Annotated in this window: 11 protein-coding genes; 5 read left to right on the top strand and 6 right to left on the bottom strand. The window is 61.1% G+C overall.

The window, feature by feature from the left end; translation table 11 throughout:
• Positions 1-177: 177 nt before the first annotated feature.
• Positions 178-2,616 (top strand): T9SS type A sorting domain-containing protein, encoded by a 2,439-nt coding sequence (locus HY962_13000; protein ID MBI5647840.1) that lies wholly within the window; start codon positions 178-180, stop codon positions 2,614-2,616.
• 352 nt (positions 2,617-2,968) lie between these two features.
• Here HY962_13000 and HY962_12995 read toward each other — a convergent pair whose 3' ends face one another.
• Positions 2,969-4,534, bottom strand: a complete 1,566-nt coding sequence (locus HY962_12995) for a hypothetical protein (GenBank protein MBI5647839.1) — start codon at positions 4,532-4,534, stop codon at positions 2,969-2,971.
• 396 nt (positions 4,535-4,930) lie between these two features.
• Here HY962_12995 and HY962_12990 point away from each other — a divergent pair, with 396 nt between their 5' ends.
• The 3 genes from HY962_12990 (at position 4,931) to HY962_12980 (ending at position 7,079) form a co-directional block, all read left to right on the top strand.
• A complete protein-coding gene (locus tag HY962_12990; GenBank protein ID MBI5647838.1) occupies positions 4,931-5,485 on the top strand; it encodes a hypothetical protein in 555 nt (184 codons plus the stop codon).
• A 64-nt stretch (positions 5,486-5,549) separates the two neighbouring features.
• Entirely contained in the window at positions 5,550-5,828 is a 279-nt protein-coding gene (locus HY962_12985) for a Fe(2+)-trafficking protein (GenBank protein ID MBI5647837.1), read from the top strand.
• A gap of 87 nt (positions 5,829-5,915) precedes the next feature.
• Positions 5,916-7,079 carry a hypothetical protein gene (locus HY962_12980; GenBank protein ID MBI5647836.1) on the top strand — a complete coding sequence of 388 codons (1,164 nt, stop codon included), beginning with the start codon at positions 5,916-5,918 and terminating at the stop codon, positions 7,077-7,079.
• 486 nt (positions 7,080-7,565) lie between these two features.
• Here the strand turns inward: HY962_12980 and HY962_12975 are convergent, their stop codons facing one another.
• The 5 genes from HY962_12975 to HY962_12955 all read right to left on the bottom strand — a co-directional run bounded on the left by HY962_12975 (position 7,566) and on the right by HY962_12955 (position 12,513).
• Entirely contained in the window at positions 7,566-7,778 is a 213-nt protein-coding gene (locus HY962_12975; protein ID MBI5647835.1) for a hypothetical protein, read from the bottom strand.
• A gap of 308 nt (positions 7,779-8,086) precedes the next feature.
• A complete protein-coding gene (locus tag HY962_12970) occupies positions 8,087-9,052 on the bottom strand; it encodes a sigma-70 family RNA polymerase sigma factor (protein ID MBI5647834.1) in 966 nt (321 codons plus the stop codon).
• Positions 9,053-9,137: 85 nt separating this feature from the next.
• Positions 9,138-10,964 (bottom strand): GGDEF domain-containing protein, encoded by a 1,827-nt coding sequence (locus HY962_12965; GenBank protein MBI5647833.1) that lies wholly within the window; start codon positions 10,962-10,964, stop codon positions 9,138-9,140.
• A 59-nt stretch (positions 10,965-11,023) separates the two neighbouring features.
• On the bottom strand, positions 11,024-11,698 hold the full coding sequence (locus HY962_12960; protein ID MBI5647832.1) for a TetR/AcrR family transcriptional regulator: 675 nt from the start codon (positions 11,696-11,698) through the stop codon (positions 11,024-11,026).
• Positions 11,695-12,513 (bottom strand): tetratricopeptide repeat protein, encoded by an 819-nt coding sequence (locus HY962_12955; protein ID MBI5647831.1) that lies wholly within the window; start codon positions 12,511-12,513, stop codon positions 11,695-11,697. The genes HY962_12960 and HY962_12955 overlap by 4 nt, the downstream gene beginning before the upstream one ends.
• Between HY962_12955 and dnaE the strand changes: the two genes are divergently transcribed.
• Positions 12,484-15,975 carry a DNA polymerase III subunit alpha gene (dnaE, locus tag HY962_12950; protein MBI5647830.1) on the top strand — a complete coding sequence of 1,164 codons (3,492 nt, stop codon included), beginning with the start codon at positions 12,484-12,486 and terminating at the stop codon, positions 15,973-15,975. The genes HY962_12955 and dnaE overlap by 30 nt on opposite strands.
• Positions 15,976-16,049 lie beyond the last annotated feature (74 nt).

The raw sequence follows: 16,049 nt of genomic DNA, 5'->3' as shown, positions 1-16,049 counted from the left end.
TCCCGCTGTCCCGCTGTCCCGCTGTCCCGCTGTCCCGCTCTCCCGCTGTCCTGCTGTCCCGCTCTGTTTTTCCGCATTTCAGCCGTATGTAGATTGCCTGCACGTGTCACGGCTGCGCGGACCACGAGGCAGGTGCTGCGTGAATCGATGAGGATTGGTGACAGTGGGTGATTGACCATGCATGTTCGTTTCTCTCCGGTGTTGCGTGTTCTGACGGTCCTGCTGAGTGCGGGTACGACGTATCTGCTGCAGGATACGGATGTGGATCGGCAGGAAGCGCCGTGTATTGTTTCGGTCTCTGCGCACGTGTACAGCACGATGGATCGTACACCCGCGCTGTTCTGCAACGAGGGACGGAAGGCCGCGGCGGTTCGATACTATACGGAGGCGGACGGCGCGGCCACGTTCTTCCTCGATGGATCCATCGTCTTCACCGCGCGGGACGGTGCGGCGGCAACACCGCGCAACAGAACACCGGTGCGCACGGTATCCACCTTCCCAACGCGTGAACGATTCACTGCCTCGCACACCGTGGCGCGGATGTTCTTCGCCGGCACCGCCGGCGGCAGTCCCACGGCGGGCGGTCTGCGGAGCACGAATGTTTCTTTCATCGACGCCGGTGGCGCACGCACGGCGACAGCGGTCGACACGGTGTCGTATCGCGGTCTGTACCCGGGCGTGGATCTCCACTACTACCTGAAGGACGGGCGTCTCAAGTACGACATCCTTGCGCGGACGCCCGCCCACTGTGCGGCGCTCGCGTTCTCCTATCCCGACGCCGACAGCATTCGCACGAGCGCCGACGGGCGGCGCGTGTTCATCCACTACCCGCGGCACACCTTCACCGAGGAGGGCCCCACGGGGTTTCAGCTCGTCAACGGTATCCCCCAGCCGTGCGCCACACGGTATTACCGCCGGAGCGACACGAGCTTCGGCCTCGAGGTGCAGGGACGAGCCGGAGTGCCCGTGTACATCGATCCCGTGTACTCGACGCTTCTGGGTGGGAACAATGATGATTTGATCCGTGACATGGATGTCTTCAACGACACGCTCGCATATTGCCTGATGGAGACACAAAGCTCAGACATAGACGTCGATACAAATGGGTACGCCACCACATACAAAGGTGGATTTGATATGCTCGTTTTCACGATGAATCTGAATACAAAGCAGATTACCAATAAAACCTATCTTGGCAGATCCAACGCCGATATGGCCACAGGTCTGCGAATCGTGGACTCCACTGTTGTCATATTGGGGGCGACAGAGTCCGCCGATTTTCCAGTGACACCGGATGCGTTCAGCAAGAAGTTGAAAGGAATTCGTGATCAGTTTATCGCTGTGTTCGATCTGGACTGCAGGAAACTCCTCTACTCCACATATTTCGGGGGCAACGATATCGAGAGCACGTGGTCGCTGAGTGCGGACAAGACAACTGGAAGAGTCGCTTTTGGTGGTTCTACATTCTCGTCGTCGGGATTTCCCATTACTCCGGGTAATGTGCAGTCGAGATACGGAGGTGGAGAAGTGGACGCATACATCGGCGTTTTCAATGTTCGAAGCAGGACGTTCGAATGGTCGACGTATCTGGGCGGTAATCATATTGACGAAGTGATGTCGGTAGAACTCTACGGTGATACAATTCTCTTCGGCGGTAATACAGGATCGTACAACTTCCCGGTGACACAAGACGCCGTCATGCGTACCGCGCCAAGCGCTGCCGCGGTTATGTTTGGGAAGCTTAATTGGAAATCATCGAAGATTCTGTATTCGACATATTTCGGCGGATCATACGGTGAAGATTTGGATTGCGTCACGCAGACGTCAGATGGTGGCATTCTCGTTACCGGAACTACGTATTCTGATGATTATCCCACTACCCCGGATGTAATAAAGCGAAATCTGCCTAGAGACGGGTGGAACACATACATCGCAAAATTCGACACCAGTAAGTGGCTTAGCTGGTCCACACGTTTTGGTGGAGATTACGCTATTGAATACGTGTATGGGATCGCAGAAAAAAGGGGACTGATTTGGCTGTACGGCGGCACAGGATCGATCGACTATCCGAAAACTGATTCGATTGGCCCGCGAGGCGGTGAGCGTGATGCGACCTTGTCCATTATTTCACGGGATGGGCGAAAAATATTATATAGTCTTATATATTCAGGAAGTGGCGAGGAAACATTTTATACTATTGGGTTTAGTCCCGAGTATATCATTGCTGTTGGACTAACAAGTTCTCCTGATTTTCCTTGTACTCCAGATGCAGCGCAAAAACGTCTTGCAAGCGGTGCCGATGCGCATCTTACCATTTTCCGTATCGATGACGTGGTGACGGCACTCGAGGCCGCATCGATCCCGGTCTCGCCACGCCAGATGTATGCGTTGTTCCCCAATCCCGCGCGCGGGAGCACCACCGTGACGGCACTGGACGGCAGAGCGCGTTCGGGGCGCATCGTGGTATGGAACTCCGCCGGGCGCTGCGTCGCTCGCAGCACCCACAGCGATGCGACATCCTGGCCCGTGGATCTCAGCGCCTGTCCCCCGGGTGTGTACTTCCTCGAGTGCGATCTCGGCAACGACCGCGAAGTGCGGAAGATCGTGGTGGAGTGAGGGGGTAGCTGGTAGGTAGTAGGGGTTGAGGGGGTGGGATCTGCCGGGTGTGTGTGAGGAGGCAGGATGCAGGAGACAGGAGTTGTGTAGGGGGAGAGGGTGGTTGGTAGACGGTAGATGGTAGACGGTAGTTGGTAGACGGTAGGGATTGAGGGGGTGGCCTCTGCTTGTAAGCAAATATAAAAGGACAACCCCCTCTTTTTAAGAGGGGGAAGGGGGAGTTCTCTCCCGCTGTCCCGCTGTCCCGCTGTCCCGCTCTCCCGCTCTCCCGCTCTCCCGCTGTCCCGCTCTCCCGCTGTCCCGCTCTCCCGCTGTCCCGCTGTCCCGCTGTCCCGCTCTCCCGCTGTCCCGCCTAGTGCGCGACGATGAGTGGCAGGAGGAGTGTCCGCGCAGAGTTTTCCACGGTGCAGTGATACATGCCGGGAGTGAGGGTTTCGATGGGGAGGGTGATGCTGGACTTTTCCGCACTCGGTGAAGATGTCGCTGACCACACGGTGCGGCCGAGCATGTCGTTGATGCGGATGTGAACGGGTCGTTGGTCCGTTGTCTCGATTGTCAGCGAGGCGTGTGTCCGCGCGGGGTGCGGAAGAATGGATGCCGTGAAGCGGGAGGGTACGGGAGGTGTGCCGCCTGAATATGTGGGCGCGTCGATGTTGTACACCCACACACCCGTGCCCTGTGTGCCGAGGAAAAGTCCGCGCGTGGCCGCACGGCCGAATTCCACACTGTCGCGCGCGGCGATGGCGAGGTGGCGCACTTCACCCACCGGCACGTCGTCGGGAGCGTAGATGCTGGTCCAGGTGCGACCAGCATCCGTGCTGCGTTTACATACAACAGTCCGGTTGCCCTCCATGCCAATTCCGCCGGCATACACCGCCGCCGGATTGCGCGGATCGCAGCAGAGCACGCGTACACGGAACGACGGTGTTTTCAACATTTCGGTCCATGTCGCGCCGCCGTCCGTCGTTCGCTGCACGCCCTGAAATCCGACATACACCGTATCCCCGGATCCGGGCGCAATGGCAACCCCGCGCGCGACTCCCTCGATCAGATTCGGGAAACGGATTTCCTTCCACGTGGCACCCGCATCACGCGAGACGTACGCGTAGGGATTCACGTAGCCGCCCGTCGCCCACGCAAGTGTGCAGAACCAGCGCGGCATCACGTCGATGGCGTTGATGTCGCGCGCGCCCGAGGCCTCCGTCCAGAATACCGCGCCGGCCCCCGCCGTGTAGACCCCGGCACCGCCCGCGAGCACGGGCTGCGGCGGCGTGTGTCCGGTGTAGTACCAGGCGGCGATGGCCCGAATCACCGTGGCGGTGTCGTATGGCGGCGCGGGTGCGGCGCGACGAGGGAGACCGCTGTCGGCGGATGCCCACTCGAACGGTGTGGCGGGAGAATAGGATAGAGTAGTCCGATATATGCATGGTGTCACTGTGTCGTTCGGCGCGCGCCGCGGCGCGGCGAACAGGTGCAGACCGTCGCGCGGACCCGCGCCCCAGTGCTGCAGGCCCAGCGCGCTGACACCGCCCAGACCCGCGCGCAAACCCGCGTCCGTCCACCGCGGCACCTTGTCTGTCGCGCGCGCAAGAAACACGCCGCCCGTATCGGTACCGGCAAAGAGCAGGTGCCCGAACTGCGTGATGCCTCCATCCTTCTCTTCCACCTCGGCGACTAGCGCGGTGATGGTCCTGCCGTCGAGGCCGTAGGCTGTGATCTGGGCCGCGGCGCGACAGGGTAGCGCTGCGAGCATGATGAATAGACAGAGCGCTGCAGCACCTGCGACGCCGGGGCACACCCCATGTGCAACACATGCGTCGGTGTTCCGATGGACTTCAGGACGCGCGGATATCCACGCGCTGATCCATGGCAAGGAGCCGTACTGGCGGGTACGATTCCGGGCTGTGCGGGAGTTCATGACGGGTCCATGTCGGGGATCGTTTTCTGTTCGGTCGGTGTCGAGGTACAAGCGCAAGTTCCGTGTATCGGCAAAGAACTGCAACCCATGCGCAAATGCCTCTGCTCCGGACGCATCGCAGGAATACGCAACGGCGATTCGATTCGAACAATGAAAGGGATTGGATGTGTTGCTCAGGTTCGTATATTCATGTCTGTTATCGACAGAATTACCTTCCTGCGGGGGTGTGATGATGCTGGGTCGCATTCGGGTTGTGTTCTTCACAGTCGCAGTGTTTGTATCGTTTCTGCCTTCCTGCAGTGATCACATTGATATGTTCAACGGCGCGACCACGTTGCGTGATACATAGACGGATACGGTTGCAGGCGGGTACTTTCACCGATGAGAGGAGATGGCATGCGGAAACTTTCAGGGATGTATCTCGCGGGACTGCTTCTCGCAGGCCTGTGCGTGTATGACGGTTGTGTCTTCCAGTCCCGCAGCGACGACGTGGTCCTCCATCCGCCGGATGCGGTGCGGAAAGCTGTCGACTCGCGTTTTGCGGGCGCGACGCTGCGCTCGTGGGCGGAGTTGATATCGTTTGATTCGACCAGGGGGGATACCATAACGACGTACTTCGATGCCACCATTTTCCACAGCGGGCGTACGTACCGCCTTGTCATCCAAGAGGATTCGGGGATTTTGGGATGGGAGAAGGAAATCCGCCGCAGCGAAATTCCTCCGCCCGTCAAGGACAGCGTGATGGTGGATGCTGGCAGGGAAACACGCATCTCCGCCGCATTTGAAATCACCACCGTATCGGGCAGCAGCGAAGAAGTGAAGGGTTATCGCATCGAACTGCGCGAATCGGCGCTCTTCACCCGCGTTCTGTACGTCACAAAACGCGGATCGCCTTTCGGCCCCCTCCCGGACTTTCTAGCACACTTACCCACGGAAGCCGGCCGGCGTTGATCGCGTTGCTCGCCAGAGCGGGGCGCGCTATTTTTCCGCTTCACACATAACACAGGATAGCGACGTGGCAACCATACAATGTTCCCGCTGCGGGAATGAAAAGGACGCGGTCAAGAACACCGCCTTTTATGTCGGAGATGTGGGCGCGGCACTCAAGGCGCATGCCTGCCAGGACTGCTGGGGCGAGTGGGTCAAGATGCAGATCATGATCATCAACGAGTACCGGCTCAATCTCATGGATCCGAAAACAGACGAGTTCCTGAATGCGCAGGTCCTCGCGTTTTTCAACCTCGGTTCGGACGGCCAGGTCGCGAAGGTCGACTACGTCCCACCCGCGCAGTAACACCCCATGAAAGGGGGAACCGCCACAGGACAGGGCCGCGGGGCACATCCGGTTCATACTGCACCGGCCTCCGCGCAGCAGCGACAGATGGTCACGCCTCGCACACTTCTCTTCCTCGGAGCAGGACTCGTGCTCGCGGCGGCGGCGGTGTATTTCATTCTCCGCGCCGCGTCGCCCGCAACACCCGAGGGGCCTGTCGATCCGGCTGCATCCACCTATGTGCCTACGGATCCCTGGCTGCAACGCGCCTACCTTATCCGTCCGCTCTATGTGCGGCAATATGTCGCGGGATGGGAAGCGGCCAACGGCGCGATCGCCGATGCGTACCTGTTCGCCGCTACCGGCGATTCCTCACTGCTCCGTTTCCACACCGACGTACATCCGCTCAAGGACCTCTTCAACGGCACCTGGGTCGACGACCGCGCATGGAACGCCCTTGCGGAATTGACGTGGTGGGATTTCACCGGACGTAACAACCGCCTGCTCGTCGAGAGTGCGAAACACCGCTACCTCACCGCCCGAGAAGAAGGGCGGCTCTCGAATCACGAAGGATTCTGGAGCTGGTACAACTGGCCGCCGAATGCAAACGTGCGCGATCGCATCTTCACCAACAGCAACATGAATCACATGGTGTCGGTGGCCTGCCGCCTCTTCACCGCCACGGGTGACAGCAGCTTCCTGCGCGACGCGCTGAAGGTGTGGAACGGCGACGGCCGCATCGGGGGAATCGAGAAGACGTGGTACCGCGGGAACGGTGTATGGAAAGGGGAGGAAGGACTCGCCGCCTTCGGAAAACAACTACCCTGGGAGGGCACCGAATACTGCTCGGTTGCGGCCGATCTGTATCGCGTGACGAAGGAACGAAAGTACCGCGACATCATCATCGCCACGGCACGCCGCATCCTCGATCCAAAGACGGGATGGGTGCATCCGGAAGACTTTTACCAGCTCCGCATGGACGGCAACGGCGCGTTTGTACATTACCTGCTCGACGCCTACTCCGTCGCGCCCGACAAACTTGCCGACATCCCGGGGAAAATCGAAAAGATGCTCGAGCACGTCTGGACCAACAACCGCGGACAGTCGCGCGTCACCCTGCATCGCGGCGCCGACCACGGCATCCGCAACGGATGGAATCCCCGAGGCGGTGAAGACGGCTACGGCGTCGATGGCGTCGGCACGCTCCACGCGCAAACACAAGCCCTCAGGGCATTCGCGGAGTATTGTTATTACAGGTTGAAGAAGCGGTAAGCGAGAGGGCGTACCACTTTCCACTTTCAATGTTACACGTAACACGTATCCACGTGACACGTGGAGTAGCAAGGTGGCAAGGTGGCAAGGTGGCAAGGTGGCAAAGTGGCAAGGTAGCAAAGTGGCAAGGCTGAGGTGGCTCCCGCTGTCCCGCTGTCCCGCTGTCCCGCTCTCCCGTCGCGCTTCGACTCCGCTCAGCGAGACACTATTTCGTTGTTCCACTCTCCCGCTCTCCCGCTCTCCCGCTCTCCCGCTGTCCCGTCGCGCTTCGACTCCGCTCAGCGAGACACTATTTCGTTGTTCCACTCTCCCGCTGTCCCGCTGTCCCGCTGTCCCGTCGCGCTTCGACTCCGCTCAGCGAGACACTATTTCGTTGTCCCGCTCTCCCGCTGTCCCGCTCTCCCAGCTCCCAGATCCTAGCTGCTATCTCCTAGAAAAAAACGCCGCCCGGTGGGTGCCGAGCGGCGCGTGAAAGCTGGCAGTACGCTACTTCTGCCTTAGGTCCATGATCTGCTGTGTCGAGGTGTGCGGCAGTGGAGCGAGCTCCATGACCGTGAGGGAAAAATGTCGACTACGAGCAGATGCGAGCGCTACGGAATGCGCGTCCTCCTGGGTTGCTGATTTTCCGTGCACATGATTGACCAGGGCTGTGGCGTGAACGATGAAGCTTTCCGGAAGAGGCAGTGCCGTTTTCTTCATGAAAATCTCCAGTCTGGCACATCATGGTTTAGCGATGTGAAATTAGTCCATCCTGTGTCGCAACACAATACCCTTTTTTGCCCCTGACGGGGAAGTGACCGGCGCGGACGCACGATTCACGTTACACGTATCCACGTGACACGTATCCACGTGACACGTAGCAAGGTAGCAAAGTGGAAAAGTAGCAAAGTGGAAAAGTAGCAAAGTGGAAAAGTAGCAAAGTGGAAAAACGGTGAACTTCGCCGTTTTGTTACCTTGCTACCTTGCTACTTTCAACGTTTACCGGTCACCGTAAAACGTACACCGTTCTATCCGAGATACGCCCGGAGCTGCTTGCTGCGCGAGGCGTGGCGGAGGCGGCGGATGGCCTTTTCCTTGATCTGGCGGACGCGTTCGCGCGTGAGGTTGAACTTCTCGCCGATTTCCTCGAGGGTGAGCGAATGTTCGCGGTCGAGTCCGAAATACAGGCGGATGACTTCCGCTTCGCGTTCGCTGAGCGAGGAGAGCGCGCGGCGCACTTCCACCTTGAGCGATTCGTTCATGAGCGAATTGTCGGGCGCCGGCTGACGGTCGTCCTGTATCACGTCGAGCAGGCGGTTGTCCTCGCCCTGCGCAAAAGGTGCGTCGACCGAGATGTGCCGGCCCGAAATTTTCAGCGTGTCGGCGACTTCGAATAGCGTCATGTCGAGTTCGCTTGCAAGTTCGCTCGCGCTCGGTTCGCGCTCGTACGACTGCTCGAGTTCGCTGAATTTTTTACCGATCTTGTTCAACGCGCCGACGCGGTTCAGCGGAAGGCGCACAATGCGCGACTGCTCGGCCAGCGCCTGAAGGATCGACTGGCGGATCCACCACACCGCGTACGAGATGAACTTGAAACCGCGCGTCTCGTCGAAACGCTTCGCGGCCTTGATCAAACCGAGATTCCCCTCGTTGATCAGATCGCCGAGCGACAGGCCCTGATTCTGATACTGCTTGGCCACCGACACGACGAAACGCAGATTCGCTTTCGTGAGCTTCTCAAGTGCTCCCTGTGAGCCGGGACCGGCGGACTTGATTTTCTTCGCAAGCTCGATTTCTTCCTCCGGCGTGAGCAGATCGACACGGCCGATTTCCTGGAGGTATTTGTCGAGGGACTGGCTTTCTCGATTCGTGTACTGTTTCGATATTCTCACGCGTGTGCCTCGGGGAGATGAACATAGTATCAACGTGTCGCGTAACCGGACACGAACCGGAAATATGGGAAAAAATCCAGTGCGAAGCAAAAAACCGCACATCCCCGGTCCGGGTGTGTTTCGCAGCGGTGCACGACGTGTGGATGAACGAAAGGGCCGGGCGGAGCCCGCTCACGTCAGGGTGACCTTACACAACTTTTACGCAATTGCCGCCGTCGCCGACGGCAAGATTCATGGCCTGCTCGCAGACGCGCAGCACATGGTCGAGATCGCGCCCTTCGGAGAAGGCGCAGCCCGCGAGACTCGCGGTGACGGAGAAGGAGGTGCCGTCCTGTGAAAGCACGAGTCCGGCGATGGCCTTGCGGATCTTCTCGCCGCGGAGATACGCGTCCTCCGCGCCCGTGTGCAGCATGAGCAAGCCGAAACGCGAGGAATCGAATCGCCCCAGCACGTCGTAGATCTGCACGGTGCCGCGCACAACCTGGCCGAGCTGCGCGAGTATTTCGTCGAGTCCGTCCTGTCCGTACCGCGCGGTCACTTCCTCCGGGTTGTCGAGGCCGATGAGGAAAAACACTGCTTCGCCGGACGCCTTGCGCATGCGCGCGTGTTCCTCGTTGAGACGCTGAAGCAGGAAGGTGCGGCTCGAGACGCGTGTCGTCTCGTCGATGAGCAGGTGTTTCCGGGCGAGTTCGCGCGTCTGCTGCGCGTCGAGGAACAGCCCGGCCATCTCGGCGATCTGATTCAGCACCGTGATATCGCGCGACCCGTACTGCGAGCCCTCGCGGTATTCCACCACGAGCAGGCCGAGGCAGCGCCGCGGCGTGAGTATGGGCGCTGCGCAGATTTCGCCCTGCGACGCGATGGTCTCCTTTTCGTGGAAGCGGTAGGCCGGCTGCTTGGGCGACGCGATGATGCGCGCGTCCTGTTCGTCGAGGGCGGAACGCAGCACCGATCCGTCCATGGAGACGGTCACTCCTTCCGACACGTAGGGCAGACTCGCCGCGCGGCTCTGGCTGCGCACGACGGACCAACAGCGCTTCTCGTTGTTGAAGAGAATCACCGCCATGTAATCCCAATCGAGCACATCCGCTGCGGCCGCGGCAGCGGCGGAGGCGACGCCGTAGGGATCCATCACCGACTGCATCGAGCGCCGCATGGCACCGAGAGTCGCAAGCAGCTTGGCGTCGGCCGAGAGATTGAATTTCTGATTGAAGCCCGCGAGCAGGAGGGAGATGATGGCAGTGAAGCGGCCGATGGACGCGACGGTCTCGACGCCGAAGGCGTCGGGCGCCATGCTGTCGGCAACCACCGCGGCGATCGGTTCGTCGTCGAAATACACGGGCACCGCCACAAACGACTGCACACCTTCGCGCGCGTCGTAGTAGGGAATCAGGTCCTGCTCCGACGAGGGCACGATATCGGCAAGCAGCACCGGCTTGCCCGATATGCCGGCCTGGCTCACGAGGTCGGTGCCGAGTGCAAGCCGCCGCGCCGTGGTGAACCCCTTGCTGTCGGAGACGAAGGGTCCGATCACCAACTGCTGCCGCTCGGTATTGATCCAGAACAGCGCGACACTGTGCGCGATGAGATGATCCTTCAAGGCGGTGAGGATCTGCTGTGTCACATAGTCGAATTCCGCGCGCGGATCGTCGCTGACGGGAGGCGGGGCTTCGCCGCGGTAGTACTGTTCCGGGATCTCCGCCCCGCGATGAATACGCGGCGTGCGCGGTGAAGGCGCGCGCTGCGCCTGCTGCGCGCCGGAGGCGTCCGCATCCCGCTGTCCCGCATCACTGCCGCCCGCCGCGTCCCGCGATGCGGGCTGCGTGTCGTCGGCCTCGGATGTTTCGTCGGTGTCGCTCGATCGACGCTGCGAGACGAGGGTCCAGATCGCGCCACCCAGGCCGATGGCGGCTGCACCGCCGGCGGCTATGCGGATGGTCAGGTCGCTGAAGTACCAGGCGGTGACGGCCGAGACGATAAGGAGGATGCCGAAACCGGCGGCGTTTTTGTTCACGGGAGTGCGATGGTGAATTGCGGACCTGCTATCCGCAAAAGGTAGCCAACGGCGCGATGTTATCCAATCGGCGGGCCGCCGCGCAGCAGCGAACGCACAAGCATGCTGTTCGCGACATCGATGAGCGCGCGCAGGTCGAGCGCCGCCAGCGAGTACGCGCCGCCGCGCTTTTGCCAGATGGTGGAGGTACGCCGCGCGTCGATGAGCCGCAGAAGGCCGCTGGTGTTGGTCCAGAGTATGATCGCCATCTCGAACGCGCTCAGATCGTCGCGGAACAATCCCTCGTCGATGCCGCGCTGCAGTATGCGGGTGATGAGTTCCCAGATGTTGGTAGAGCGCGAATGCACGTCGCCGAGAATCGCGGGCGAGGCGTTTGCATGCACAAAGGGATAGGACGACTCGTGCAGCAGGCGGAACTGGCCGGGTGAGGATTCGGAAAAACGGACGAAACAATCACCTATTGCGTGGATCTGCGAGAGCGGATCCGAAGCAGTGCGGGCGCTTTCCGCGAATTCCGCGTGTAATGCATCGAGTGCCTTGACGAGCAGGGTGAGGTACACGTCTTCCTTCGACGGGAAATAGAGATACAGCGTGCCCTTGGCGACCTCGGCTTCAGCGGCGATTTCATCCATCGTCGCACCGGGACCGCTGCGGAAAAACACACGGCCCGCCGCGTCGAGAATGGCCTGCCGCCGCAGCTCGCGCTCCCGCTCGCGCCTGTCCTGCACGGTCATGCGGCGGCGTCCTCGCCCGCCATCGTGCCTCCGTCTGTATCGGTCTCGTCCTCACGTTCCTCGTCGCGGCGCGCGATGATGGCGGCGCGGATCTCCTTCAGGCGGTCGAAACGCGACTGCAGGGCTTCCGCGTCGGCGAAGCCGTAGAGCGCGGCGATGCGCAGTTCCTCCTCGGCCTCCTCGATGCGCCCGAAGAGGGCGAGCGTGATGGCCATGTTGGCGTGTGCGGCCGGGTGGCCCGGGGCCAGATCCAGCGCGCGTTCGAGCGCCGCCTTCGCGTTGCCGGGATCGCTGAGTTTCAGCGCGACGGAACCGAGGCTCACGAGCGCCGCGACATTCGACGGATTCAGGGACACGGCGCGCTCCAGCGCCTCCCGCGCCTCGGCAAGGCGCCCTATTTTCAGACAGATCACTCCGATATTATTCCACACCGCGGTGTCTCCGTCGTCGATCTCGAGCGCGAGGCGCAGCGCGTCGAGCGCGTCGGTAAACGCGCCCTCGGCGTCGCGCGCGTTCGACAGGTGAATAAGCAGCGCGAGCCGCTCCGCCGGATCGGTTGCCGTGTCGAGCGCCTGCCGGAATAATACCGCGGCGCGCGCATGATCGCCGCGCGTGTAGGCCTCGATCCCCGCGAGCCCGTCCTGGGACTGTATGACGCGCGTATCGCTCATCGCAGGTGCAATATACAATGCCCGCGGCTCCTTCGCGATGCGCGCGATTGCCTTGCCCCGCCCGGGCGCGTATATTTCTCGGAGCCGGGGAGTATCACCACCGGCGGGATTCTTATGAGCGACTTCATACATCTGCATAACCATACACACTACTCGCTGCTCGACGGCGCCTGCACCGTCGACGGCCTGGTCGGCGCCGCCGAGGCGAACGACATGAACGCGCTTGCGCTGACGGACCACGGCGTCATGTTCGGCGCGGTGGAGTTCTACCAGAAGGCGCGACGGAAGGGCATCAAGCCGATTCTCGGCAACGAGATGTACATGGTGACCCGCGGCTCGCGGCTCGACAAGGGCGCGTCCGACACGCATCCCGAGGGCAAGCGCCACGGCTACAACCATATCCTGCTTCTGGCGAAAAACGAGACCGGCTACCGCAACCTTCTCAAACTCACGACGCTCGGACACACCGAGGGATTCTACTACAAGCCGCGCATCGACTTCGAACTCCTCGAGCAGCATCACGAGGGACTCGTGGCCCTCACCGCCTGCGCGGGCGGCGTGGTGTCGTCGTATCTCTGCGCGGGCGACTACGATGCCGCCGCGGGCGTTGCGCGCCGTCTCAAGGACCTGTTCGGCGACGACCTCTACCTGGAAATCCAGGACCACGCCACCGAGCGAGACGCCATCATCCTCGAGGGCATGCCGCGGCTCGGACGCGAACTCGGGATCAAACTCATCGGCACGAACGACTGCCACTACGTGCGCCGCGAACACGCCGTGCCGCACAATGTGTTCCTGCACATCGCCGATGTGCGCGAGGCCGAGGACGTGACGAACCTGCGCTACGGCACCGATCAGGTGTACTTCAAGTCGCAGGCCGAAATGCTGGAGCTGTTCAAGGATTTTCCCGAGGCGATCGAATCGACACTCGAGGTGGCGGAAAAATGTTCGGTGGACCTCGACCTCGGCCGCAATCACATGCCGCGGTACCCGATCCCGCCGGAGGCGGGCACCGAGGACCTCGACGAGTACCTCGGCCTGCTTGCCGAGAACGGGCTGCAGAAGCGCTACGCGACACAGTCGCCCGAGACGCGCGACCGGCTGACGTACGAGCTGTCGGTGATTCAGAAGATGGGGTACTCCGGATATTTCCTCATCGTGCAGGACTTCATCAACAGCGCAAAACAACGCGGCATCCGCGTCGGTCCGGGCCGCGGATCCGCGGCGGGCAGCCTTGTCGCATACGCGCTCGGCATTACCGACGTCGATCCCCTGCGGTACGATCTGCTCTTCGAGCGCTTCCTGAATCCCGACCGCATCTCGATGCCCGACATCGACGTCGACTTCCAGGACGACCGCCGCGAGGAAGTGATCGATTATGTGCGTGACAAGTACGGCGCGGGGTCGGTCTCGCAGATCGTCACCTTCAACAAGCTCAGCGCGCGCGCGGTGATCAAGGACGTGGGCCGCGTGCTCGGCGTGCCGCTCGGCACCGTCGAGTCGATCAACAAACACATACAGGTGAAGATGGGCAAGGTGCCGCCGCTCAAGTATGTTTTCGGACTCGAGAAGGATCCCGAGAACAAGTGGCAGCCGGTTCCCGAACTCGCCTGGGTGAAGGAGAGCACCGACCCGAAAATCCAGCGTCTGGTCGAGTACGCGAACGTGCTCGAAGGATTTATCCGCGGCGTGGGCATGCACGCGGCCGGTGTGGTGATCTCGCCGGGCGATACAAGCAATTACGTGCCGCTGTACAAGACGCCCAGCACCGAGATGATGACCATGTACAACATGAACGACCTCGAGCAGGCCGGTCTGTTGAAGATGGATTTCCTCGGTTTGATCACACTCTCCGTCATCGACCGCACGGTGCGCATGGTCCGCGAGCGGCGCGGTATCGAGGTCGACATCGACGCGTTGCCGCTCGACGATCCGGCCACATACGAGATGATCGGCGAAGGGCACACGGTGGGTGTGTTCCAGTTCGAATCCGTGCAGATGCGCGAGTATCTGCGCAAGCTCAAGCCGCGCTCGATCGACGATCTGGCCGCGATGAACGCGCTGTACCGGCCCGGACCGATGGAATACATCGACGAGTTTATCGACCGCAAATACGGGCGCAAACCCATCACCTACCTGCACGAATCGATGGAGCCGATACTGCGGTCCACCTACGGCATCATCGTGTATCAGGAACAGGTGATGCGGCTCGTGCACGATATCGCGGGATTCACGCTCGCGCAGTCCGATCTCATGCGCCGCGCCATGGGCAAGAAGAAACTCGACGTGATGGCGCAGCAGCGCGAGGCCTTTGTCGAAGGCGCGAAGAATCGCGGCCTGGCGCCGCGCACCGCGGCCGAGATCTTCGACATGATCGTGAAGTTCGCCGATTACGGCTTCAACAAATCGCATTCGGTGGCGTACTCGCTGCTCGCGTTCCAGACGGCCTGGCTCAAGGCGCACTACACCGCCGAATTCATGGCCTCGATGATGACCTCGGAATTGAGCAAGACCGACAAGGTCTCGATGCTCATCGACGAGAGTCAGAAACTCGGCATCTCCGTTCTCCCGCCCGACGTAAACGAGAGCGGCGTGTACTTCACCGCGGTCGAGGGCGGCATTCGTTTCGGTCTCGCCGGCATCAAGAACGTCGGCGTCGGCGCGGTCGAGGCCATCGTCGAGGCGCGCAAGTCGGGAGGGCGCTTCACCACGCTTTTCGATTTCTGCGAGCGCATCGAGGGGCGACTCGTGAACAAAAAAACACTCGAGAGTCTTGTTCTCGCCGGCGCACTCGATTCGCTCGCGGGACACCGGGCCCAGCAGTTCGCCGCAATCGAATCCGCCATCGCGTACGGACAGCAGACGCAGATGCACCGCGAGTCGGGCCAGTCGAGTCTTTTCGACGACGCGCCCCGGTCGGCGGCGCCGCAGCCGTCGCTGCCGACAGTGCCGGAATGGACCACCGACGCCAAACTCGGGCACGAAAAAAGTGTGCTCGGCTTCTATGTCTCGGGCCATCCGCTCGAGCAGTGGCGCGTCGACGCCGAGAGCATTGCGAATGTGCGCCTCGGCGAGTTCGACATCGCGCTCGACGGCACCATGGTGCGCGCCGTGGGCATTGTCGAGGCGCTGCGCACAAAGATCGACAAGAAGGGCAAGACCATGGCCTTCATGACACTCGAGGATTTTACCGGCAAGGCCGAGTGTCTCGTCTTTGGCGGCGCCTACGAAAAATTCGGCTCCTGTCTCTCGGTGGGCGCGGCGGTGGTGGTGCTCGGAAAAGTGCGGTCGAGCGGCGACGCCTTCTCGCTCATGGCCGATGAGATATACGGACTCGAGCAGGCCGTCGTGCGTATGGCAAAAAGTCTGGTGATCACGCTCTCGACCAAGACGGCTACGTCGAAACAGATACAGGACGGTGTGCGTGTGCTCGACGAACACCGCATGTCGGGCGATTGTCCGTGTTTCATCACCGTCAGCGACGGCAATGGAGGCGCGTGGAATCTTTGGGCGAAACAGCACCGTGTGCTGCCCAGCGCGGAACTGCTCCAGCGCCTCAGGAACATCTTCGGGAAAAACAACGTTCGTATTGCACTCGACACCTGATACCGGCGTTGTGTGCCGTATGTATCCGGTACGGAAATCGCGATATTTGTCCACTCGACACAGACCACATACCC

Source organism: Ignavibacteriota bacterium (assembly GCA_016218045.1).
Classification (GTDB): Bacteria; Bacteroidota; Ignavibacteria; order SZUA-365; family SZUA-365; genus JACRFB01.
Note: the sequence above shows the minus strand (reverse complement) of the source record. Positions and strands in the feature narration are given on the sequence as shown.

Excerpts from the sequence above, each read along its gene's own strand:
- HY962_13000 (MBI5647840.1), top strand. The coding sequence starts at position 178 with ATGCATGTTCGTTTCTCTCCGGTGTTGCGTGTTCTGACGGTCCTGCTG.
- HY962_12995 (MBI5647839.1), bottom strand. The coding sequence starts at position 4,534 with ATGAACTCCCGCACAGCCCGGAATCGTACCCGCCAGTACGGCTCCTTG.
- HY962_12990 (MBI5647838.1), top strand. The coding sequence starts at position 4,931 with ATGCGGAAACTTTCAGGGATGTATCTCGCGGGACTGCTTCTCGCAGGC.
- HY962_12980 (MBI5647836.1), top strand. The coding sequence starts at position 5,916 with ATGGTCACGCCTCGCACACTTCTCTTCCTCGGAGCAGGACTCGTGCTC.
- HY962_12975 (MBI5647835.1), bottom strand. The coding sequence starts at position 7,778 with ATGAAGAAAACGGCACTGCCTCTTCCGGAAAGCTTCATCGTTCACGCC.
- HY962_12970 (MBI5647834.1), bottom strand. The coding sequence starts at position 9,052 with ATGTGCGGTTTTTTGCTTCGCACTGGATTTTTTCCCATATTTCCGGTT.
- HY962_12960 (MBI5647832.1), bottom strand. The coding sequence starts at position 11,698 with ATGACCGTGCAGGACAGGCGCGAGCGGGAGCGCGAGCTGCGGCGGCAG.
- dnaE (MBI5647830.1), top strand. The coding sequence starts at position 12,484 with ATGAGCGACTTCATACATCTGCATAACCATACACACTACTCGCTGCTC.
- HY962_12955 (MBI5647831.1), bottom strand. The coding sequence starts at position 12,513 with ATGGTTATGCAGATGTATGAAGTCGCTCATAAGAATCCCGCCGGTGGT.